General features: G+C 44.3%; 27 protein-coding genes. All 27 read left to right on the top strand.

The annotated features are described in order from the left end of the window. Positions 1–15 precede the first annotated feature (15 nt). The 27 genes from BVG16_RS16465 to BVG16_RS16340 all read left to right on the top strand — a co-directional run bounded on the left by BVG16_RS16465 (position 16) and on the right by BVG16_RS16340 (position 21,093). On the top strand, positions 16–1,155 hold the full coding sequence (locus tag BVG16_RS16465; protein WP_078499775.1) for a DNA-methyltransferase: 1,140 nt from the start codon (positions 16–18) through the stop codon (positions 1,153–1,155). A 26-nt stretch (positions 1,156–1,181) separates the two neighbouring features. Beyond that, positions 1,182–1,550, top strand: coding sequence for a nucleoside triphosphate pyrophosphohydrolase family protein (locus BVG16_RS16460; RefSeq protein WP_078499774.1), 369 nt, complete (start codon positions 1,182–1,184; stop codon positions 1,548–1,550). 46 nt (positions 1,551–1,596) lie between these two features. Beyond that, positions 1,597–1,725 carry a hypothetical protein gene (locus tag BVG16_RS33725; protein WP_269845602.1) on the top strand — a complete coding sequence of 43 codons (129 nt, stop codon included), beginning with the start codon at positions 1,597–1,599 and terminating at the stop codon, positions 1,723–1,725. Positions 1,726–1,861: 136 nt separating this feature from the next. Then, a complete protein-coding gene (locus BVG16_RS16455; protein WP_078499773.1) occupies positions 1,862–2,191 on the top strand; it encodes a hypothetical protein in 330 nt (109 codons plus the stop codon). 128 nt (positions 2,192–2,319) lie between these two features. Further along, a complete protein-coding gene (locus BVG16_RS16450; protein WP_078499772.1) occupies positions 2,320–2,805 on the top strand; it encodes a hypothetical protein in 486 nt (161 codons plus the stop codon). 678 nt (positions 2,806–3,483) lie between these two features. Continuing rightward, positions 3,484–3,720, top strand: coding sequence for a hypothetical protein (locus BVG16_RS16445; RefSeq protein ID WP_078499771.1), 237 nt, complete (start codon positions 3,484–3,486; stop codon positions 3,718–3,720). Next, positions 3,710–4,045 carry a hypothetical protein gene (locus BVG16_RS16440; RefSeq protein WP_078499770.1) on the top strand — a complete coding sequence of 112 codons (336 nt, stop codon included), beginning with the start codon at positions 3,710–3,712 and terminating at the stop codon, positions 4,043–4,045. Before BVG16_RS16445 ends, BVG16_RS16440 begins: the two co-directional genes overlap by 11 nt. Positions 4,046–4,224: 179 nt before the next feature. After that, positions 4,225–4,800: a protoporphyrinogen oxidase gene (locus BVG16_RS16435; protein WP_233147060.1), complete on the top strand. Its 576-nt coding sequence runs from the start codon at positions 4,225–4,227 to the stop codon at positions 4,798–4,800. Further along, on the top strand, positions 4,778–6,727 hold the full coding sequence (locus BVG16_RS16430) for a phage terminase large subunit family protein (RefSeq protein ID WP_078499769.1): 1,950 nt from the start codon (positions 4,778–4,780) through the stop codon (positions 6,725–6,727). The genes BVG16_RS16435 and BVG16_RS16430 overlap by 23 nt, the downstream gene beginning before the upstream one ends. A gap of 13 nt (positions 6,728–6,740) precedes the next feature. After that, positions 6,741–7,001, top strand: a complete 261-nt coding sequence (locus tag BVG16_RS16425; RefSeq protein ID WP_078499768.1) for a hypothetical protein — start codon at positions 6,741–6,743, stop codon at positions 6,999–7,001. Positions 7,002–7,075: 74 nt separating this feature from the next. Further along, positions 7,076–8,707 carry a phage portal protein gene (locus BVG16_RS16420; RefSeq protein WP_198957488.1) on the top strand — a complete coding sequence of 544 codons (1,632 nt, stop codon included), beginning with the start codon at positions 7,076–7,078 and terminating at the stop codon, positions 8,705–8,707. Further along, a complete protein-coding gene (locus BVG16_RS16415) occupies positions 8,688–9,869 on the top strand; it encodes a head maturation protease, ClpP-related (protein WP_078499767.1) in 1,182 nt (393 codons plus the stop codon). The genes BVG16_RS16420 and BVG16_RS16415 overlap by 20 nt, the downstream gene beginning before the upstream one ends. A gap of 3 nt (positions 9,870–9,872) precedes the next feature. Then, complete coding sequence (locus tag BVG16_RS16410; RefSeq protein ID WP_078499766.1) at positions 9,873–10,262, top strand: hypothetical protein; 390 nt, start codon at positions 9,873–9,875, stop codon at positions 10,260–10,262. Between the two features lie 14 nt (positions 10,263–10,276). Then, positions 10,277–11,353, top strand: coding sequence for a major capsid protein (locus tag BVG16_RS16405; RefSeq protein WP_078499765.1), 1,077 nt, complete (start codon positions 10,277–10,279; stop codon positions 11,351–11,353). A gap of 16 nt (positions 11,354–11,369) precedes the next feature. Next, entirely contained in the window at positions 11,370–11,774 is a 405-nt protein-coding gene (locus BVG16_RS16400) for a hypothetical protein (RefSeq protein WP_078499764.1), read from the top strand. Then, positions 11,771–12,109, top strand: a complete 339-nt coding sequence (locus tag BVG16_RS16395; protein WP_078499763.1) for a hypothetical protein — start codon at positions 11,771–11,773, stop codon at positions 12,107–12,109. Before BVG16_RS16400 ends, BVG16_RS16395 begins: the two co-directional genes overlap by 4 nt. Next, positions 12,106–12,675 (top strand): phage tail protein, encoded by a 570-nt coding sequence (locus BVG16_RS16390; protein WP_078499762.1) that lies wholly within the window; start codon positions 12,106–12,108, stop codon positions 12,673–12,675. Before BVG16_RS16395 ends, BVG16_RS16390 begins: the two co-directional genes overlap by 4 nt. A gap of 2 nt (positions 12,676–12,677) precedes the next feature. Next, on the top strand, positions 12,678–13,208 hold the full coding sequence (locus BVG16_RS16385; RefSeq protein WP_078499761.1) for a hypothetical protein: 531 nt from the start codon (positions 12,678–12,680) through the stop codon (positions 13,206–13,208). Positions 13,209–13,233: 25 nt separating this feature from the next. Further along, positions 13,234–14,649 carry a phage tail sheath family protein gene (locus BVG16_RS16380; RefSeq protein WP_078499760.1) on the top strand — a complete coding sequence of 472 codons (1,416 nt, stop codon included), beginning with the start codon at positions 13,234–13,236 and terminating at the stop codon, positions 14,647–14,649. 18 nt (positions 14,650–14,667) lie between these two features. Beyond that, positions 14,668–15,195 (top strand): phage major tail tube protein, encoded by a 528-nt coding sequence (locus BVG16_RS16375; protein WP_078499759.1) that lies wholly within the window; start codon positions 14,668–14,670, stop codon positions 15,193–15,195. Positions 15,196–15,207: 12 nt separating this feature from the next. Further along, complete coding sequence (locus BVG16_RS16370; protein ID WP_078499758.1) at positions 15,208–15,507, top strand: phage tail assembly protein; 300 nt, start codon at positions 15,208–15,210, stop codon at positions 15,505–15,507. Between the two features lie 150 nt (positions 15,508–15,657). After that, positions 15,658–18,741, top strand: a complete 3,084-nt coding sequence (locus BVG16_RS16365) for a phage tail tape measure protein (protein ID WP_078499757.1) — start codon at positions 15,658–15,660, stop codon at positions 18,739–18,741. Next, on the top strand, positions 18,728–18,934 hold the full coding sequence (locus tag BVG16_RS16360) for a tail protein X (protein WP_078499756.1): 207 nt from the start codon (positions 18,728–18,730) through the stop codon (positions 18,932–18,934). The genes BVG16_RS16365 and BVG16_RS16360 overlap by 14 nt, the downstream gene beginning before the upstream one ends. 2 nt (positions 18,935–18,936) lie before the next feature. Next, positions 18,937–19,992, top strand: coding sequence for a phage late control D family protein (locus BVG16_RS16355; protein WP_078499755.1), 1,056 nt, complete (start codon positions 18,937–18,939; stop codon positions 19,990–19,992). Positions 19,993–19,994: 2 nt separating this feature from the next. After that, the gene (locus BVG16_RS16350) at positions 19,995–20,414 is read left to right on the top strand and encodes a hypothetical protein (protein ID WP_078499754.1); all 420 of its coding nucleotides are present in this window, start codon (positions 19,995–19,997) and stop codon (positions 20,412–20,414) included. After that, a complete protein-coding gene (locus BVG16_RS16345) occupies positions 20,411–20,803 on the top strand; it encodes a phage tail protein (protein WP_078499753.1) in 393 nt (130 codons plus the stop codon). The genes BVG16_RS16350 and BVG16_RS16345 overlap by 4 nt, the downstream gene beginning before the upstream one ends. Next, positions 20,800–21,093 carry a GPW/gp25 family protein gene (locus BVG16_RS16340; RefSeq protein ID WP_078499752.1) on the top strand — a complete coding sequence of 98 codons (294 nt, stop codon included), beginning with the start codon at positions 20,800–20,802 and terminating at the stop codon, positions 21,091–21,093. Before BVG16_RS16345 ends, BVG16_RS16340 begins: the two co-directional genes overlap by 4 nt. Positions 21,094–21,105 lie beyond the last annotated feature (12 nt).

Here is a 21,105-nt window from a genome sequence, read left to right as displayed (position 1 = left end):
GGAGGGGGTAGGGGGATGTCAATACTTCAAGGAGATTGTCGTCTGATTATGCAGCGCCTACAGTCGAATCACTTCCATACTTGCGTGACATCTCCACCATATTGGGGTCTCAGGGACTACGGCATTCCTCCAAGTGATTGGCCAGCTATGAGTTACTCCCCGATGGCAGGGCTTCCTGAAATAGATGTACCAGCGTGGACAGGCTGCTTGGGATTGGAACCGACTCCCGAAATGTTTGTGGGCCATATGGTTCTTGTTTTTCGCGAAGTATGGCGGGTGATGCGCGATGACGGAACACTATGGATGAACTTCGGCGATTCATACGCAGGATCGATGAAAGGAAGAAATGCAGATGGACAAGGTAACCCGGGAGGAGTTCATAAGCAACATAAAGGACAGCACTTAGGATCGATAAAGTATAAGGAGCAGCAAACGACGGGACTTAAACAAAAGGACCTTGTAGGTATACCGTGGCGCGTCGCTTTCGCCCTCCAAGCAGACGGTTGGTATTTGAGGATGGATAACATTTGGAGTAAACCAAATTGCATGCCTGAGAGTACCCGAGATCGTCCAACTAAAGCGCATGAATATATGTTTCTCCTATCTAAGTCCAAACAGTACTATTACGACGGCGAAGCTATTAAAGAGCCACTTGCTGCTTCGAGTATAAGTAGATTATCACAGGATATTGAATCTCAACATGGATCAGAGAGGGCTAACGGCGGCACAAGAACGAATAGAAGTATGAAAGCAGTCGGTGGATCAAAGGGTGCCTTCGGTCCTGCTCAATCACGTAGAAGAAGTGGGAATATTGAGCGAAAGACAGGAAAAGACAGAGGACGGCCAGACTCTAGCCTAGGGGCATCTGTTCCGTGGGAAGGGACAACGAGAAGCAAGCGATCCGTTTGGACGGTGGCCACAGCTCAATTCTCTGAAGCCCATTTCGCAACCTTTCCGGAAAAGCTCATTGAACCTTGCGTATTAGCCGGCGCTCCAGTTGGCGGTCATGTCCTGGACCCGTTCGGCGGATCCGGAACGACTCGAAAGGTCGCTCTCGAGAACAACCGGGAATGTACGATCATCGAATTGAATCCTGATTACATCGAAATAGCAGAAAAAAGAACGGCCGTTATTCAACCAGTATTGAATATATAGGGCAAACGCCCAGGGAGAGATGAGATATGAAATCAATTAACGATCTTGTAAAAGAAGCGCACCAAAATGCGGTATCAAAGGGATGGTGGGACGAAGAACGGAGTTTCGGAGAAATCATTGCCTTAATTCATTCCGAAGCATCGGAAGCACTGGAAGATTATCGAAGTGGTAGCAAACCAAATGAAGAGTGGTATCAACATAAAATTGACGGAGCAACATACACACAACATACTCCAGCACATAAACCGTGCGGCATCCCATCAGAGCTTGCAGACATTGTTATTCGCGTGTTCGACGCTTGCGGCAGATATGGGATCGACTTGGAACGCGCGATTGCTGAAAAGATGACATACAACGCAACACGGCCGCAGCGTCACGGCGGCAAAGTGATCTAGGGAACGGATATTAAGAAGAGGGCAAAGCCCAAGGAGGATGAAACGGATGGGATGGATTATTAAATTCACACAGGACTACGACGGGTATAAAGCTGGTGATGTGTTAGAACTTGACGAGTCAGGATTATGTATATATTACTGCGGCGTTAGAAAAGTAGCAGTAAGAATTGATTGATGCACATTACAACAATATAACGCAACACATAGGCCGAAGGACATCAATCGACTGAATCACCTAGCGAAGCGGCAGCCGTATAGATCAATTCTAATCAATCAAAGGGGAGGATACTCCCCTAAAGGAGAGTGCTTATATGAATCAGGAACGATTTGATGAAATAACACAAACATTAGAAGAAGTAGAATGGCATGGGTATGTTGGAGGGCAGGAGTACCATGAAGATATTTCATTTCTGTTGGATAAAGTAAAGAGACTGAAAGAAGAACTAGCTGCAGAGAAAATCAGGGCAGACGAATTGCAGACGCGATCCGCTGAATGGATATGCAGGTACAACAATGATAAAACAACCTACCATAAATCAAATGAGATGGCCAAAGCACTTCGACAGATTCGACAGATTGCGAATGATGCAGATTTAGAAGATTTCGCGATTATAGTGGATCAGGTGTTAGGGAGGGAGTAGCTTATCAAATATTGGAGCTGTATGTTGAATAAAACAAACCCCGCAATCCTTGGCCGGGTACGCGGGGCTTAACAATCAATATCTCACATCATCAAATATACCATATAGACGAATTGAGGGGAATGACGATGATGTGGGGACAAGGCGAGCTATTTGCTTTAGCTTCGAAGGAAGAGGTCCAGCGGACTAAATTCCTGCTCGAAAAATATAAAAGCATGATGTCGCTAATACAGGACTTTGAGAAACACCAGGCGGATCTCGCACAAGTCGCCGTTGATGGGGAGGTTGCCCGGCGGATCGATAACGAGGAATATTATGCTAACAAGACCGCCAATGCAGTAATACTCATGGAAAAGCAGAAATGGGTGTATGAGGAGTATAAGTTTTATACGTATATGCTTCGTCGCGCACATGCCATAATAGAAGAACACGAGGAAAGAGAAGCAGTAGAACTAAGATACTTCAATGGTTTCAGCCCTCAAAAAACTTACCATCATCTTCGTAAGCTAGGATGGAGTGAAAGAACAATTGGAAGAAGAATAGATTCTGGAATTGAATCTATGGCTAATTCATTGAAGATTATGGGATTCTTCGAAAGGAAATCGGATTTTTGATTTTTTGTCAGGTGAATGCCTAAGTTAGCTTTTTGTTGTCAACACATGACGAAAATACCGTGTTATTATGACATTGTAGAAATCAGGCGAGAATGACACGCACGGCTGCACAATGCAGCATATAACCGGGGCGTACCTCTTCTCGTCATTTCTATATTTATGATCAAATGTGAATTAGAGAGATATTAGAACATTAAGCGAGTAAATCAAATGTTTCTTAACTCAAAGGAATTTTGAATCGTTTGACTCCAATTTTGTTGGCTCGGTAAAATGGTCTTGTTCTTCCTCTCTAGTAACTAAGCACATATGCTTTTAAAGCGAAGAGCACAGCAAATTCGCGGCGGACGGTTTACGGACGCATGCCTTTAATCTTTTATATAGAACACACGAACCACTCCAATTGCGGGGTGGTTTTTTTATGTCCTCGAAAGGATGTGATTGAATGAACGATTTCTTTAAGTGGTTTATGAAGCACGCGAATATATGGGCTGAACAACCAATAGCTCGTAACAGGGAGGAAAGGCGACATGGTCAGAAAACGTAAGAAAAAACGAATTATTATAGGCCCGCCTCCAAAACAGCCAATCAAGTGTATAGGATGTACAATCGGAAGATGGGACGGTGTTAAACAGTTCTGTATGCTTCCTGGTGAGTGTAAGAGAAAGGAGTTTAAAACGTATGGATAATATTGTGGTTATTGTTCTTCCTGAAACAATTGCACAGTTCTTTAATATATTTGCCTCTGTGCTTCTGTTTATCATGGTGTTCTTCCACTTCAAAGATATCTTGAAGCAAATCAGACTAAAGCGAGAATTCAAAAAGCTGAATGATAGGGAGACTATTGTTCCTTTATCTGGTCACTTTAAAGTAGATGTTAATACGATCATGAAGGGTGATAAGCAAGATGAGCAGTGAATATCAAGTCGTCGATTGTAACGAATGCAAGCAAAAGTTCGAGATCAAGGCAATCAAAGTCAGGCGATTAGAGAATGCCGTTGATCTGAATTATTTCGTATGTCCACATTGCAAGCGCGAATACACATCCTTCTATACAAATACGGATATCCGTTTCGAACAGAAGAACGTTCAATCTTTGTATGCACGGTTTAGGAATGCTAAGACCCAAACGACCAGACTGAAGATCGATGAGAAGATCAAAGCAAGCAAGGTTAAGCTTAGGACGATGATGACGGAGCTTAGGCAGTCGATTGATAATGACTTACAGAATGGCGTCAATTAGCGCGTATATCAGTTGAATGATGAATAACACTCCCCATTAAATAGAACGGCTCAGAGGGCTACCCCCGTATTCGAGCGGGTCCTCCTGGGGGAAAAACCAGACTGCGGGTGCTAGCGACCCCGAATTCAAGCTAGTTGCAGAAAATTTTTTTTAGACCATTTCGGTAGGAGGTGAAGGTTTTGGGAGAGGAATCAAAAGTGAATCCGCAGACATCGGCTATGATAGCGAAGATATTTGGTGTCACATCTAAGAGAGTGCAGCAGCTCGCAGCTGATGGCACCATTGAAACGATCGATACCCCAAAAGGGCGGCGATATGATCTTATTCCTACCGTTCAAATGTACATTACTCATCTAGCTGATAAGGCGAATGGCCGCGAGAAGAAGGAGAAGGATTCGGATCTTGAGACTCTAAAGCTTGAAGCTGAAACAAAGAATAAAATTGCTAAGTCACGAATGGTTGAATTGGAGTTGGCCGAGCTTGAAGGCAGCATGCACAGGGCCGAGGATGTTGAGTCTGTTCTAACCGATCATATTATGCTTGTTCGATCAATGCTGATGGCCATGCCTGGTAAGCTTGCGGTCGATCTTTCAAAATCTAAAACAGCAACCGAGGCATCTGAACGAATAAAACGCGAGGTATATCAAATCATGGGTTATCTCGCTGAATATAAGTACGATCCTGACGAATTCAAAAAGCGTGTAAGGGAACGGCAAGGATGGAGTGAGCGACATGGAGAACGCGAAAACGAATAAAACACGTTTCCGAGTTTTAAATCAATCTATTTCTAGATCATTTCGTAATTACACGCCGCCTGAAGATTTAACTGTTTCCGAATGGTCAGGCAAGCATCGTGTATTATCACGTGAGAATAGTGCAGAAGCCGGCCCATGGAACAATGACCGAACGCCGTATCTTGTTGAAGTCATGGATGCTTTTACAGATTATCGGATCGAGAAGATCACACTTGTGGCATCGAGCCAGGTTGGTAAATCAGAGCTTGAGTTGAATATTATCGGATATATTATCGATCAGGATCCGGGCAGCGTTCTTTATATTCAACCAACCGAGGGCGATGCTAAGAAATTTAGCCGGCTGCGGATCGCTCCAATGATCAGAGATAGCGCACAACTTCGCAAGAAGGTCGCGGATATTAAGAATCGCGATAGTGGGAATACGATGTTACAGAAGTCGTTTCCTGGTGGGATGTTAACGATTGTTGGTTCGAATAGTGCGAGCGGTCTTGCGTCCACGCCTGCTCGTTACGTACTTGGTGATGAGCGTGATCGATGGGCATTATCGGCCGGCACTGAAGGTGATCCGTGGGCGCTCGCAGAAGCGCGGACAACAACCTTCTACAATAGCAAAATGGTTGATGTATCAACACCGACGATTAAAGGCTTTTCTCCAATTGAAAAATCTTTCGATGAAGGTACACAAGAACGTTGGTGTCATCAGTGTCCGGAATGCGATGAGTGGAACAATATTGTATTTGATCACATTAAGTTTAAGTTCGACACGGTTGTTGTTCGGAAAAAGAAAGATTATATTGTGAAATCCATTGAATGGTGCTGCCCATCTTGCGGGTGCTTATCGAGTGAAGATAAGATGCGCACGCAGCCAGCTAAGTGGATAGCAGAAAACCCAGCGGCGCTCCATAAGGGGCATCGCTCTTTTTGGTTGAACGCCTTTGCTTCTCCTTGGCAGCCGTGGTCTAAAGTCGTATATGCATTCTTATCAGCTCAAAATGATCCCCAACGTCTGAAGGTTGTTTATAACACAATGTTAGGCGAGCTTTGGGAAGATCGCGGAGATATTGAAGATGAAGATACATTGCTTTCACGGCGTGAAGATTACGGTGATCGTCCAGATGGGACGCCTGTCGAGTTACCAGCCGGTGTATTGGTTTTAACATGCGGGGTCGATACGCAAAACGACCGGCTAGAGTACGAAGTTGTTGGTCACGGACATTATGGTGAAACGTGGGGAATCAAAAAAGGGATCATTATGGGGGATCCTCATTTATCAGACGTTTGGGAACGGCTTGATGATTTACTTGATCATGTGTTTCGTTTTGCAGATCCTTCACGTGGTCTGAAGATTTCAATGACGTTTGTCGATAGTGGTGGTCATAAGACGCAAGATGTATATCGGGAATGTCGCAAGAGAACACACCGGAGAGTTTTTGCAATCAAAGGCGTCGGCGGGGACGGAGTTCCATACACAAGCCCGCCGCGAAAAGCAAAGATTGTCGTGAACGGTAAAGTCGTTGGAACAACCTGGCTTTATTCAATCGGCGTTGATTCTGGTAAGTCAGACATCATGAGCAACATTAAGGTTCAGGAAGCTGGCGCAAAGTTCTGTCATTTCCCACACGACGAAGAGCAAGGTTATGATTCAGTATATTTTAATGGTCTGTTGTCTGAACGCCTGGTAATTAAGCAAAGCAACGGTAGGACGCGATGGGCTTGGGAGAAGTTGCCTGGACATGAACGGAATGAAGCGCTAGACTGCCGAAATTATGCGCTGGCTGCTTTCCGATCTATGGATCCAGACTTGGATGCAGTCGAAAAACGATTGCGCGGTCTATCTCTTCCTTTGCAGAAGGATGATCAAGTGTCTGAGAAAAAGAAGAGGGCGAAGGTAAAAAGACATTCAGTCGCTTCCGGTTCAGAATGGTAAAGGAGGATGGATTATGATCAGTCGAAAAACACTTGAAGAACGACTTGCATTTCGAAATAAAGCTTTGGAAGAAGCAAGGGCTGCATACCTTGCATTGTTGAATGGGGGAGTGAAATCCTACTCGATCGGTAGCCGTAATCTAACGAAATTCGATATCCCGCAACTTGAAAGTACAATTTCGAGGTTAGAAAAGGAAGTATCGAGCTTGGAGAGCCAGCTGGATGGAACAGGTAGGTCCCGTAAAGCTATCGGTGTCGTTCCGCGTGACTGGTGAGGTTATATGTCGCAAAGCGGCTTTAACATAGAAGTCAATTCTAACGAAAGGAGGGAGTTTCAATCGACTACTTTATGAAAAATGGATTACTGCTTCCTAATACCGCGATGAGCACTGGTAAACAACAACGAGCCGACCCAATTCTGAATAAAGGGTATAGCGATGCTGGTGCTAGTTTCACGAAGAAGGCAATGAAAGGCATGATTCCCAACAGCGGAAGCCCTAGAGAAGATATTGATTATAACAATGCTACTCTTCGGCAGCGCGCTAGGATGCTTTACATGGCCGCACCGATTGCAACCAGCGCGATTCGAACCAACCGTACAAATGTTGTTGGTATCGGTTTGAAATTGAAAAGTACGATTAATCGTGAAGTGCTAAAAATGACACCTGAAGCTGCTGAATCGTGGCAAAAACATACAGAAGCTGAATTCGAGTTATGGGCAGGTCGTAAGCGATCATGTGACGCGACAGGAATCAACGATTTTAACAGCATGCAACAACTCGCTTTAGTCTCTTGGCTTGTATCCGGGGATGTTTTTGCAATCACTAAATACCGTGACCGTACAACTTTAATGCCATATGGATTAAGGATTCATATTATTGAGTCTGATCGTGTCAGAACGCCAGTGAAGTATGGAAGCTTATCTTCAAACTATACTACCGGCAAGTCTGGAAACGGCAATATGATTTATGACGGTGTTGAAGTGGATTCGGAGGGCGCTGTTGTAGCTTACCATATAGCGAATACTTATCCACAATCGATAGATTCAAGTATTACCGAATTTATTAGAGTCCTCGCATATGGTGAGAAAACAGGCTTGCCGAATATTATGCATGTTATGGAAAGTGAACGCCCTGAGCAGTATCGAGGGGTTACTTATCTTGCGCATGTCATTGAGCCTTTACTTCAAATGCGCAGGTATACAGAAGCCGAAATCATGGCAGCTTTGGTTCAAAGTTTTTTCACGGCTTTCATTAAATCTGAATCTGATCCTAACAACATGCCATATAACGAGGTGGGCGGTCAGCAAGAAGTGAGTCGGGATCCGAATGAATATGAGATGGGGCCTGGAACAATCAATGTAATGGAGCCTGGTGAGGATGTAGAGTTCGGAAGCCCAACGCATCCAAATTCGGGATTTGATGTATTTATGCGAGCGATTAGTGAACAGATTGGTGCGGCTTTAGAGGTACCAGCGGATCTCTTGCTTAAGTCCTTTAACAGTAGTTATTCTGCGAGCCGAGCTGCATTATTGGAAGCGTGGAAAGCCTTTCGAATGCGTCGTGTCTGGCTGACCAATGATTTTTGTCGACCGATTTATGAGGTTTGGCTTACTGAAGCGGTGGCACTTGGTCGCATTTCTGCTCCTGGCTTCTTGACGGATCCGCTGATTCGGCAAGCGTATCTCGGAAGCGAGTGGATTGGCCCGTCGCAAGGGCAAATCGATCCAGTCAAAGAGATTACTGCAGCTGTATTGGCGATCGATAATGGCTTAAGTACCAGGGAACAAGAAACGATCAAGCTGAATGGTGGACAGTATTCAAACAACGTCGAGCAATTAGCTATTGAAAATGAAAAGCTCATGGCAGCCAAAGGGCAACAATCGAATGAATCGATCGTTAATAACGAAAGCGTCGTGAAAAATGTAGTGAAAATGGTTATAAAGGAGGCGCTTCAGGGAGATGTCCAAAGCAAAACATGAATTACTTAAAGCCTATAATATGGCCATGATCGGCGATAACGATGCTGAGATTACAATGTACGGCGAGGTCGTCTCGACACGACCGATTGACTGGTGGACGGGAGAACCGGTGCCGGGTAGCTTCATCGCAGTTGATGAGTTCATTCAGGATCTCGAAACAATCAAAGATAAAGATAATATCACCATACACATCAACAGTGTTGGCGGCGATTTATATGGCGGCCTTGCCATTTACAACCGCCTTAAATCTTTGAAAGGCTACGTCACAACAATATGTGACGGGTTAGCAGCCAGTGCAGCGAGTTTAATTCTTCAAGCTGGTAAAACTCGAAAAGTATATGCCGGTAGTAACGTGATGGTTCACGGAGCTAGCGGCTTTTTATATGGCTACTACAATGTGAACGATCTTACGGAGGCAATGGAAACGATGGCAGCACATAACAAAGTTGCTGTTAATGCCTACGTTGAAGCAACTGGAAGAGACGCTGAAGAAATTAAATCGCTCATGAGCACGACCACCTGGTACGCCGGACAAGAAGCAGTTGACGCGAGCTTAGCCGATGAGGTGGTTAATAACGGAAAACCAGTGACTATGAGCATGAGTCAAGATCGCAGCCACATAATGGTGAACGGCGTTTCGATGTCGGCCCGTAGTTTAGGAAACATTCCGCAAGGTATCCCAGTTTCGCCGATGATGCCTATTAATAATCGTTTTACTCCGGAGGATCAATCCCCGGTTGTAATAAATAAAAATGATGGAGGTAAGAAAATGGAGATTAAGAATCTTGAAGAATTGCAAGCTGCTTATCCGGAACTTTGTTCAGAACTTACTAGAAAAGTTAATGCTTCAGCTGTTATTGCTGAAAGGGATCGAATCCGATCGATAGAGGATATTCAAAACGCTATCGGGGATGAAACATTGGTGAAGGATGCAAAATTCGGCGTAAATCCGATGACTGCAGAACAACTAGCATTCAAAGCAATGCAAGCACAGGCGTCCATAGGGATTAAAGTTATTGAAAATTTAGAAACTGACGTGAAAAATTCCGGAGGAGACAAAGTAACGCCTTCGCCAAATGATGGGAATAAATCACCTGAAATGCAAGAGTCAGAGGTCGTGAATATGATTGTCGGCAATCGTGCCGTAAAGAAGGGAGAATAAACAATGCCTAGATATGACGAAAACCTTGGTTCTATGCAATACGATAACCTGGTTAACAGTAGTGACGTTACACTTATTACAGCAATGCGTAATCTTCGTGGTGGGCAAGGTATCCTAAAACGCGGTACCGCGCTTGCGTTAAGTTCTGGATCCGCAGGTGATAAGTCTCTGGTTATCATCGGAACAGCTGCAGCAGCTGATGAGACTTTAACACCGAATGCAATTCTTACGGATGAAGTAGATACCGGAAGTGCAAGTGTGAAATCCGAAGTATATATTACTGGCCACTTCAACACCAATGGAGTTATCACAAAAGGTGATGTTGAAATTACTGCTGATCAGATCGAGGACTTCCGTAAAGTCGGTATTTTCTTCGATACAATGATGAAATAGGGAGGATTTACAATATGTCAATCAATATTTATGCAACTCATACCATGCTCGCAGCAGTTAATCAGATGCTTCCACGTGCTACCTTCTTACGTGATCGATACTTCCCAACTAACGAAAGCACGGATATGTTTCCTACTGAAGATGTTCTTGTTGAATACAAAGACGGAAACAAAAAGATGGCTCCTGTGGTTATGCCACGAAAAGGCGGGATCACTATTGAACGTGAGGGTTATACGACTCAACGTTACACGCCGCCGCTTGTTGCACCGCAGCGTCCATTAACAATTGATGATCTTAATAAAAAGGGTTTTGGTGAGAACTTATTCAGTCAACGTACACCAGCGCAACGGCAAGCGGAGATTCTTGGTCAGGATCTAGCTGACTTTGATGAGATGCATGGAGCTCGTGAGGAGTATATTGCAGCACAATGTATGATGAACAACGGGTACAAGCTTCGGCAGTATGCTGATAAGTACGGAAGCAGCGACTTCAAGGAGTACGAGATTAGATTTTATTCGGAGGCATCGAACCCTTCCATTTACACACCAACGATTGATTGGGATGATCCTAATGCTGACATTATTGCAGATTTAACAGTCATGATCCGTATGCTCACGTCTAAGGGGCTGCCTGCTACGGAGATTGTAGTTAATCCGGATGTGGCAGATACAATCATTAATAACCCGAAAATTCAGAAGTTGCTCGATAACATGCGTATCAATCTAGGGAATATTGCACCAACTTTATTACCTGCAGGTGCTGCGTCGATCGGTAAAATCAACGTTCAGGGTCGCGTGATTGAAATCATTAGCTATGACGAGCAATATGAAAACGAAGAAACAGGGGTCCTAGAATATTACATCCCAAGTGGTCAGGTTATTCTTACGGCTCCTGCCGCTGGTCGCGGATTGTATGGCGCTGTTACACAACTGGAGCAAACTGATAGTCAATTCCACACGTATATGGGTAAGCGGGTACCGAAGTATACTGCTGACGCTAAAGGCGAAGTTCGGGAATTGAAAGTTTCCAGCAGACCGCTATTTATTCCGAAGAACAAGAGCCCATGGGTAACAGCGAAAGTATTGAAATAAGTGGGAGGTAAAAAGCATGATTAAAGTCATTCAAGGCGTATATGGATTCAGGGATGGAGCCGTGCTTCGCCCTAAAACGATTAATGATGAGCCTTTTGAATTATCACCGCTAGAAGAACAAAGGCTTGTTGCTCGAGGTGTGGCTGAATATGTACAAGTCCATACAGACGGATCCACATCCGCAGTTGTTGGAATTCCGAAGTATGATGCTGAAATGAAGGCAGATGAATTACGTGCCATCGGCAAACTTTGTGGTCTGTCGTTCAAGGCGGGAACATCTAAAGTTGAGATGGTTGCAGCAATTGATGCGTTCTTAGCAGAACAAGATAAAGTTGAAAGTTCGACTGTCGGCACACATGCGGAACCAGGTGATGACAACGAGGAGCTCCCTTCGTTCAACCCTGCCGAGGCAGTTCAATGACTAGCGCATTTAAGAAAATGATTGAGAATGATACGAAAATATTCCTTAATATCGATGAGTTCGGTGAAGTGGCGAATATAGACGGGGACGATATCTTGGTGATGATCGATAACGACATCATTAATAAGCGTCCTCGTTTGTTTTCGACAGGCACTGATCCGTATGCACAAGGAGTATATCAGTCATTGATCACCTTCTTTGTAAAGAAAGTGGATCTCGGTTATACGCCTGTAGAGGGTCAAGATATACGATTTAATGGGAAAGTAAGCCTCGTTAAAAGTGTTTCGGATAATCTCGGTATATTCGAAATTACCCTGGAGTCGAATGAGACATGATAAAACTCTCTTCTAATACCATTGAAGAGTTAAAATCAATTACTAAAAGCCTTAAGTATGTTGAAAGAAACGTACCTAAGGCTTTTTCTGCTGCGCTCAATCGTACGGCTCAGGGCGTGCGCACTGAAGGAGTCCGGAAGATAAAAGGGACTTACCAGATTAAGTATCGTGGTCTTAAGAACGAGATCCGAATCACAAAGGCTAATCCTAAAAAGCTTTCAGCAATATTGCAAGCAAGTGGTCGAAACATTCCCTTGATTCAGTTTAAGACTTCACCTGGTAAGCCCCCAAGGAAGCAGCCGAAGGTGCTAAAAGCATCGGTTAAAAAAGGGAAGAACAAAGCAATCCCGGGTGCTTTCGTCGCGAATCTTGGGCAGTATCAACCAGGTGTATTTATCCGGACGGGGCCAGGGCGTCGCGCACCAGTTGAAGAATTATTTGGTCCTGGTATTCCGGTGATGTTAGGGGAGCCGGGAGTTGTCGAGCATATGCGCAAGGAAGCTGACCGAAGAATGGCGGGACGCCTTGATCACGAAATGAAGCGAGTACTAGGAAGGATGAAGTAAGCATGTCGGCAGTACTATTACTTGATGCAGTCAGCAGATTTGTAAGAAAGACGGTTGAGGAATACTCTGCAGCTCAAGGGAAGAACGGAGTTTATAAGCATCCAAAGGTTTTTGAGTGGTATCTTCCATTCAAAAATCCAAAGATCCCTGAGGATACTGATTTCCCCTATGTCGTTGCGCGGATTGTTAATGGCAAAGATGCTGTCAACCAACGGAACGATGCTGAATGCACGGTCGATATTGCTCTTTCATTTGGGGTGTATTCGGAGGCCACTGATGAAGAAGGATTCAAGCAGCCAGATGGAGGCTACGATCTTTTGAATTTAATGGAGCATGTACGCATTACATTACTCAATGAAAACATTATCGATAAGAAGTATGAAATTCAGCGGCCGTATGTCTGGGAGATCCCTGAGGAACAGCCGTACCCCCTTTGGGTGGGACTTGCACAAACTCAATGGAAATTCCAGAGTATCGAGCCACAAATAAAAGATATCGATATTTATGCAAATAGATTCGCTTGGGAGAAATGAAAATTATGAAAAGAGGTGCTGACCTGTGGCGTTTAAACACGGTGTATCAGTAAACGAAAGAGGCACGAAAATCACGGGGCAAAAGAGCGTAGACTCTGCAATAACGGTTGTGATTGGTACGGCTCCTATGGGACGAGTAAACGTACCGTTTGTTGCACGGTCTCGCGCTGAAGCTGTAGCAGAATTCGGTTTCTCAGAGGATTTCGAGAGTTTCACATTATCTGAAGCAATTGACTCGCATTTTTCTTTGTACAAGCAGTCCTATGCAATTCTAGTAAATGTTCTTGATCCGTCTCTTGCGAAGAAGTCCACTACTAATACGGTAGATTTATTACAAAGAGCGACCGTAACGAGTATCCAATATCCATTGGTGGATAGCGTGAAGTTGAAGAAGGATGCTGTTACTTATGTTAAAGATACCGACTTTACTGTTGCTCTTGATAAAGATGGTTTCTTAGTTATTTCTCTTACTGCTACGAGCACCATTACTACGCCGTCTATGGGGCTAACAATCACGTATGATGCGATTGATGTTTCAAAAGTTAAGAATACGGATATTATCGGGGTAGTTGATCCGGCTACCGGTAAGAAAACCGGATTAGAAATTTTAGATGACATTATGCCACTGTTCGGCGTTATCCCAGGATTGGTGATTGCTCCGAAATTTTCTACCGATCCGGTTGTTGCAACAGCTATGATTGCCAAAGCTCAAAATATCAATGGCATGTTCAAAGCGTTTGCATTGACAGATTTGGATACGAAGCTTATTCGCACGAAGCAAAAGGCTATCGAGTCGAAGAAAGTCGGCGATCCTGGACAGGATATCATGTGGCCGAAAGTGCAGAAAAATGGTCGGATCTATCACATGAGTACGCATAAAGCAGGGCTAATCGGTCAAATGGATGCGGCAAATAGTGGCGTACCTTCTAACTCTCCATCAAACAGATTGATGCAAGTAGATGGACTTGTACTCGCTGATAAGACCCCTGTGTCACTAGGACCAAATGATGCAAACGATCTGAACGGAGTTGGGATTTCAACAGTATTATCTTTTACTGGTGGCCCGAGAGCATGGGGTAACCGTACGGCAGCACATCCAAACTTAACAGACATGAAGGATATCTTCATCCACGCAAAGCGCATGATGTTTTGGATTAACAACTGGATCATTATTGATACTTGGGAGAATGTTGATGCTAACATTACCAAGCGATTCATTGAGGCCGTTACGACTAAGCATAATATTCGGTTAAATGGTTTGACCTCCATGGGTGCCATTTTAGGTGGGACATGTAAATATGATCCACTAGAGAATCCTGTGACTCAATTAATTGAAGGGACAGTGAATTTTAGTTTGTCAGTGGGTATTCCTGGAGTCGCTGAAAATATTCAGTTCGGCATAGAAATCGATCCGACATACCTAGCCACGCTATCACTGTAAATAGAAAGGGTGAAATAAATGAGTCGTACTTTGATTGATGAGAAACTGATAGATTATACCACTTTCCTTGAAGGAAATACGTACTTAGGGGTTACGAGCGTGCAATTACCGGCCCTCGAAATGATGTCGGATACTTTAAAAGGCGCAGGTATCGCTGGTGAAATCGATTCAATTACACCAGGGCACTTTGGGCCTATGCCGATTATTTTTAATTGGCGTACAACCCCGACTCGCGAAGCAGTTCAGCTTATGAAACCCAAAGCGCATTTAATTGAGTTCCGAGCTGCGATCCAGGTATTCAATAAGACAACTAGCGAACATGATGAAGTGGGGAAAAAAATCACTGTTCGTGCATTTCCAAAGAAACTGGATCTAGGAAAAGCAGAGGCTGCCACAACAATGGACGGCAGCAATGAAATGGAATGTATTTATCTTAAAGTCGAGGAAGATGGAGCTGTTCTGATCGAGATCGATAAATTGAATAATATTTATGTCGTGGATGGATTCGATTATCGAGCCAAACTTCGTAATATTTTGGCACTATAGGAGGGGATCCGGATGAAAGAAACAATTGAACTGCTAAATCCAATTGAGTTTCATGGGCAAACGATAACGGGAATCGAGCTAGACTTTGAAATGCTAACCGGCGAAGTTTTAATACGCATCGATCGAGAGTTTATGGCAGCAGATCGGATGAATGAAGCCGTGAATATTAGGGAGTACTCGAAAGAGTATCAAATTCTAACAGCTTCCCATCTATCTGGATTGCCAATGGAATTCTATCACAATATCAAGGCACGGGATTTCTCAGCTATTACTACGAGGGTCCAGCATTTTTTTATCGGTATAGACTCTTAAAAAATGATTCAAATACAAAGCGACTGCTCATGGAGGCAGTCGCTTTTCTTTGTAAAGAATCGTATACACCGATTTCTTATTATCTCCAGCTCCCGATTTGGGAGCTTTTTGATTGGTACGAATTATTCAAAGGCGAGGGGTGAGGGATAAATGACAAAAGCGTATGAAGTGGAGTTCAGGCTTGCCGGCCAGCTCGAATCATCGTTTCGTAAGACAATAACGGATGCGGCGAACGATTATAAGAAGCTGACTGATGCGGCAAAGAAGCTTGAAAAAGGCTCCGGCAAATCATCCCTTACACAACCTGTCCGCGAGGATCTAAAACGTACTCAATCCGAGATGAGGAATACGGAATCTGCATCACACAAGATGCGGAATGTATTGTCTAAGAGTCTACTTCCCTTAACTGCAGGATTAGGTGCTGGGGCAGTACTTGCAAGCTCATTAAATAAGTCGATTGACTTTGAAGCTCAACTTGATTCCATACAAGCAGTAAGTGGTATGGCAACGTCCGAGATGAAGAAAGTACACGATCTTGCGCTAAAAGAAGGAGCTAGAACAAAATATTCTGCTCTTGAAGCGGCCCAGGGCATGGAGGAAATGATCAAGGCGGGTCTTAGCGCCCAACAGGTGCTTGATGGTGGCTTAGCTGCAGCACTCAACATGGCTGCAGCCGGCGAGATCGGGCTTGCAGACTCAGCCGAGATCATGTCTACCGCGTTAAACGCCTTCAAGAAGGACGGGCTTGAAGCTTCTAAAGTAGCGGATATCTTAGCAGGTACCGCGAATGCTTCCGCAACCGGTGTAATGGAATTGAAAATGTCCTTGTCACAAGCGTCTGCTGTTGCTTCCGGTGTAGGCATGAAATTTAAGGATACCAACGTTGCGCTTGGGGTATTCGCGAATAATGGATTAAAAGGATCAGATGCAGGTACATCGCTGAAAACGATGCTTTTGAACCTGTCGCCGATAACAGCGGATGCACAATCTGAGTTTGAACGCCTAGGACTTACAACCTTTAATGCAACAAAGGCACTGGAGTTCCTGGAACGCCAGGGCGTTAAGCCAGCTTCGAAATCAACCAAAGATATTGTCGACGCAATGATGACATTTGCTGCTAAAACACAAGGAGCAAAGGTCGGTTCAGATAAGGCGAACAAATCTTTCCGAGAAATGGCGTTTAATGCGGGCGCGATGAGCTCCGAGTTTTATGACGCTAACGGTAATCTTCAATCTTTGGATCACATTGCTGGTGCATTGCGTAAATCTTTGTCGGCTCTTACATCAGAGCAGCGCCAAGTTGCACTTAAAACGATGTTCGGTACCGACGCAATCCGCGCAGCGAATATCTTGTATGAAGAAGGCGCAGACGGCGTAAGAAACTTTACCGAAGAAATGAGTAAGGTTACTGCTCTCGATGTCGCAAAGAAACGTATGGATAACGCCAAGGGTGGCATAGAACAATTCCGCGGAGCGATGGAGACATTGCAGATATCAGTCCTGGAACCAACGCTACCTTTGATTAAGGATCTCGCCTTGCAAGCTGCCGATGCTTCGGAGCAGTTCCAGTCATGGATGAATACACGCCAGGCTAAAGCATGGGGTAACACTTTACTATCTGTTCTCAAAGCAGCACCGAAAATGATTGGTGTAACGGCTGCTGCAATGGCTGCTGTGAAAGTGGGTCAAGGTGTAAACAAAACAGCGAATTTTATCAAGGGATTGGGTAAAGTCCAGGAGGCGGGTTCAGGTGCAGCGAAAGGTATTGCACTTCTTGGGAGAGCTGCTACCTTTTTGACTAACCCGGTGGGGATGGCAGTTGGTGCCGTAGGATTACTGACGGCAGGTGTTATAGCCTATAAACGTCACAACGAAAACGCAAGACAATCATTGATCCATATGAAAGATTCATTTGACACAGCTTTCTCCGACTATTCAGCGATTGTAGAGCACAGGCAAAAAACGAAGGATCTAATTGCTGAGTATGATCGTCTTAATACCAAAATACAGGATTCAAAGACACCTTCAGAGGAATTGACGACAGCACGCGAGAAGTTGGCAGATATTGAACAGCAACTAATCGACTTGAACCCGGATATTATAAAATCTGAAAGCGCCAAAACAGACAAGCTTCGGGAACAAGCTGAGTTAGCTGATCGTTTGAACGATGCTAAAGAAAAGATGGGCAGGATTGAGCTTCAAAAGACGGTAACGGATAACATAGCCAAGCGACCTCAAGTGGAGAAGGAGTATTCGAAACTTAAAAGTGACGTACCAAAGTATGAGTCAGAGTACGAGAAGCAGCGGGCAGATTACGTTTTATATAATGATTTTATTGCTCGACAAAATGAAGTTGTATACAATACCAGGCTGTCACTACATGATCAACAAGCACAGCTAGAAACTTTACTGAATGAGTTGGAAAATACAACCGGTAAATCATATCTCGGAAACTGGAACAATGTGTACGAAGAGAGGGATGCATTGTATAAATCATACCAAGATAACTATGAGAACTGGCAAAAAGCAAGCGAAGAATTGCAAATAGTCGAACAAAGTTATCTGTCTATGTATGATGCTGCTAAGAAGTATCACGAGCAAGAGACAAAACTCGAAGGAACACTTGAAGATCAAGCGAAGAGATATCAGTTTATGACTGATGAGCAGAAGAAGCATTTCCAAGAGGCCTTTGACAAAGTGTCGAAGTTAAGACAAGAGATGAACCTTTTGCCTGCGAAAACAACATTGGAATTAGAAGTTATCCAGAAGACTTCGGGAATCACTCCGAAGCCTGCTCCTTCTGATGTAATCCCTGAACCATTTAGGCTAAAAATCCCACATTATGCTGATGGTGATATCGTTAATAAACCTCATGTCGGAGTATACGGGGAAGCTGGTCCTGAAGCATTTATCCCAATCAATAACAAACCACGCTCTCATGCGATCTTAGATAGAGTTAATCAAATGATGGGGCGTACTGAGCAACAACCAAGAAGCAATCCTTTGGCTTCGGATGCTGCATCTTTTGGTCAACGCGCACAGACAAGTCCTGTGGTTTCAGGTCCACCTATAACCATTGAAAATAAGTCGAGTGTAGTTGTTCAAGGAAATGCAGATTCGAGCACGATTAAACTTATCGAGCAAGCGTTGCAAAAGAGCAATGAAGACTTTGCGCGTAAGATCGAAGCATACTTCAGACAAAAAGGGAGAGTGAGTATGAGTGGGCCAGTATAAAACGATCCAAGGGGACACATGGGATGCAATATCATTCAAAGTGTATGGAAACGAAATGCTGTTCCCTCTGCTTATGTCTGCCAATCCTGAGCATGTGTGGGTTGTGATTTTCGACGCGGGTTATACCCTGGCTATTCCGGATAAACCCGAAGAGGTATCGGAAGATTTACCGCCTTGGAAAAGAGGCGATTAATTATGAGGTCTTCCAAAATTCACATTAATTATAACGGAAAGAATATCACAGAAAGTCTCATGAATTATGTGACCGATTTAAGTTATACCGATGCTTCAAGCGGGGAGCTCGATGATCTCTCTATAACGGTTTCGGATAGAGATAACAAGTGGCAGAAATCGTGGGCACCGGTAGAAGGGGACAAGGTTTCTGTAGCCATCGAAGTTTTTAATTGGTATAAGGAGGGGGACCAGAAGAAATACCCTTGCGGTACATTTCATGTAGATGGCCTTACTTTCACTGGCCCACCTGATTTAATTGATATTAAGGCAGCTTCATTCCCCGTTTCTTCGGATGCTAGGCAAGTCAAAAGGACGAAGGTTTGGGAGAAAGTAAAACTATCGACCATATCCGCAGATATAGCTAAAAGGGCAGGATTAAAGCTTGTTCGAGAAGTGCCAGACGATCCTACGTATGATCGAATCGAACAACAAGAGCAAACGGATCTTGCCTTTTTGCTCGATTTGACCAAGCAAGAAGGAATTGCCGTTAAGGTCACGGAAGGAAAGCTTGTTCTCTTCGACGAAGCGAAATTTGAGAAGGGAAAATCCGTTGCTACGTTTGAGCGTGGCAAAGATAACCTAATTGATTACAACTTCGAATGGTCGGCGGCCAATTGTGCCTATCGTGCTTGTGAAGTCACATATGAGGAGTCAACCAAAACCACGAGCACCAGCAAGAAAAAGGGAACAAAGAAGGCTGTTAGCGTAACGAAAAAGGTAACATATACTCCGCCCGGCGCACCTGCGAACGGGCCTGTTTTGCGTATAAAGGAAACCGCGAAATCACAGGCCGACGCGCTGCGGATCGCTAAGAACCGGCTACGTGAGAGGAACAAACAAGCGAATAGGGCGACGATGACCATTGTAGGCGATATTCGTATTGCTGCAGGCGTTGTTGTGACGATCGTAGGCTTCGGCAAATTCGATGGGAAGTATATCGTCGATAAGGTGACTCATCAGGTCGGTAGCAATGGCTATGTATCACGAATGGAATTGCGAAAGGTATTGGGGTGGTAATTATGCAATGGGTACGACATGGTGAAGTGTCGACTGTTAACGCTGAAAATATGACGGTTCGCGTTGTATTTAATGGGTTAGATACATCTGTTTCAAATGATCTTACTGTACTCGTCCCTCCAGGGCGTTCCCAGTATTACATGCTTCCGGAAGTGGGTGACGAAGTTATATGTCTGTTCACTGAGTCGGAGGGGTTTTGTATTGCTGTTTATCAAACGGTCATACCAGAGGCAAGCCCTGGAACTTGGGGGATATGGTTTGATGATGATAATCAGATTGTATATGAGAATGGGAAACTTACGATCAAAGCAGCGGAGATACTCCTGAACGGCAAAGTCAGCACATCGGATTTGAAGATTACTGGTAACCTTGATGTTTCGGGTAAGATCAACGGATATACACCGGGGAGTGGAGACCTATGATCGGCTCCTTTGGTGAGGTAAATTTCTTAGTAAGCCATGACAAGATCCGGACATTCGATGATTTTCAACGGGCTACCGCGGGGCGATGGGCTGAACATGCTGTACTCGGGAAAAAGCCATTACTGCAATATATTGGCCCTGGGCTGGATACTGTCACATTCACAATGAAATTCAACATCTACTTGGGTGTGGATCCCCGCCTTGAACTTGATAGGTTGGTAACAATGGATCGCGGTGGAAAGGCCTATACACTGACAATTGGCGGGAAAGCACTAGGAACCTATAAGTGGGTTATCTCGACCTTAAACGAAGCTTTTAAAACGTTGGATAACGAAGGGAATATTTTAACTGCTGAGATCCAGATCGAACTGAAGGAGTATGCGAAATGATTGTAAACTTTAGTCCGAAAAGCATCGATGAAGAGATCCACCAGAATGTTGTATGCATTATCGAAACCGTCGCGGGATCCGTTCCGCTTAATCGGTCGTTTGGGCTAGATTCTACGGATACCGATTTACCCGTGAATATATTACAAGCGCAGATGACGAACAGGATTATATCTGCGCTGCAGGATCTTGAGCCGAGGATTGTCGTGGAAGCCGTAACGTACCAACCCGGCGAGGACGGGAAGGTGAATCCAAATGTGAAATATAAAATAGCCGAGGGGGTGACGTTTTGAACCTTGAGCAAC

The sequence above is a fragment of the Paenibacillus selenitireducens genome, from assembly GCF_002021565.1.
Classification (GTDB): Bacteria; Bacillota; Bacilli; order Paenibacillales; family Paenibacillaceae; genus Paenibacillus_K; species Paenibacillus_K selenitireducens.
This window is presented reverse-complemented; position numbering and strand designations above follow the sequence as displayed.

What these genes read in the sequence shown, in the direction of transcription:
- BVG16_RS16465 (WP_078499775.1), top strand. Translation starts at nt 16, where the DNA reads ATGTCAATACTTCAAGGAGATTGTCGTCTGATTATGCAGCGCCTACAG.
- BVG16_RS16460 (WP_078499774.1), top strand. Translation starts at nt 1,182, where the DNA reads ATGAAATCAATTAACGATCTTGTAAAAGAAGCGCACCAAAATGCGGTA.
- BVG16_RS33725 (WP_269845602.1), top strand. Translation starts at nt 1,597, where the DNA reads ATGGGATGGATTATTAAATTCACACAGGACTACGACGGGTATAAAGCT.
- BVG16_RS16455 (WP_078499773.1), top strand. Translation starts at nt 1,862, where the DNA reads ATGAATCAGGAACGATTTGATGAAATAACACAAACATTAGAAGAAGTA.
- BVG16_RS16450 (WP_078499772.1), top strand. Translation starts at nt 2,320, where the DNA reads ATGATGTGGGGACAAGGCGAGCTATTTGCTTTAGCTTCGAAGGAAGAG.
- BVG16_RS16445 (WP_078499771.1), top strand. Translation starts at nt 3,484, where the DNA reads ATGGATAATATTGTGGTTATTGTTCTTCCTGAAACAATTGCACAGTTC.
- BVG16_RS16440 (WP_078499770.1), top strand. Translation starts at nt 3,710, where the DNA reads ATGAGCAGTGAATATCAAGTCGTCGATTGTAACGAATGCAAGCAAAAG.
- BVG16_RS16430 (WP_078499769.1), top strand. Translation starts at nt 4,778, where the DNA reads ATGGAGAACGCGAAAACGAATAAAACACGTTTCCGAGTTTTAAATCAA.
- BVG16_RS16425 (WP_078499768.1), top strand. Translation starts at nt 6,741, where the DNA reads ATGATCAGTCGAAAAACACTTGAAGAACGACTTGCATTTCGAAATAAA.
- BVG16_RS16420 (WP_198957488.1), top strand. Translation starts at nt 7,076, where the DNA reads ATGAAAAATGGATTACTGCTTCCTAATACCGCGATGAGCACTGGTAAA.
- BVG16_RS16415 (WP_078499767.1), top strand. Translation starts at nt 8,688, where the DNA reads ATGTCCAAAGCAAAACATGAATTACTTAAAGCCTATAATATGGCCATG.
- BVG16_RS16410 (WP_078499766.1), top strand. Translation starts at nt 9,873, where the DNA reads ATGCCTAGATATGACGAAAACCTTGGTTCTATGCAATACGATAACCTG.
- BVG16_RS16405 (WP_078499765.1), top strand. Translation starts at nt 10,277, where the DNA reads ATGTCAATCAATATTTATGCAACTCATACCATGCTCGCAGCAGTTAAT.
- BVG16_RS16400 (WP_078499764.1), top strand. Translation starts at nt 11,370, where the DNA reads ATGATTAAAGTCATTCAAGGCGTATATGGATTCAGGGATGGAGCCGTG.
- BVG16_RS16395 (WP_078499763.1), top strand. Translation starts at nt 11,771, where the DNA reads ATGACTAGCGCATTTAAGAAAATGATTGAGAATGATACGAAAATATTC.
- BVG16_RS16390 (WP_078499762.1), top strand. Translation starts at nt 12,106, where the DNA reads ATGATAAAACTCTCTTCTAATACCATTGAAGAGTTAAAATCAATTACT.
- BVG16_RS16385 (WP_078499761.1), top strand. Translation starts at nt 12,678, where the DNA reads ATGTCGGCAGTACTATTACTTGATGCAGTCAGCAGATTTGTAAGAAAG.
- BVG16_RS16375 (WP_078499759.1), top strand. Translation starts at nt 14,668, where the DNA reads ATGAGTCGTACTTTGATTGATGAGAAACTGATAGATTATACCACTTTC.
- BVG16_RS16370 (WP_078499758.1), top strand. Translation starts at nt 15,208, where the DNA reads ATGAAAGAAACAATTGAACTGCTAAATCCAATTGAGTTTCATGGGCAA.
- BVG16_RS16365 (WP_078499757.1), top strand. Translation starts at nt 15,658, where the DNA reads ATGACAAAAGCGTATGAAGTGGAGTTCAGGCTTGCCGGCCAGCTCGAA.
- BVG16_RS16355 (WP_078499755.1), top strand. Translation starts at nt 18,937, where the DNA reads ATGAGGTCTTCCAAAATTCACATTAATTATAACGGAAAGAATATCACA.
- BVG16_RS16350 (WP_078499754.1), top strand. Translation starts at nt 19,995, where the DNA reads ATGCAATGGGTACGACATGGTGAAGTGTCGACTGTTAACGCTGAAAAT.
- BVG16_RS16345 (WP_078499753.1), top strand. Translation starts at nt 20,411, where the DNA reads ATGATCGGCTCCTTTGGTGAGGTAAATTTCTTAGTAAGCCATGACAAG.
- BVG16_RS16340 (WP_078499752.1), top strand. Translation starts at nt 20,800, where the DNA reads ATGATTGTAAACTTTAGTCCGAAAAGCATCGATGAAGAGATCCACCAG.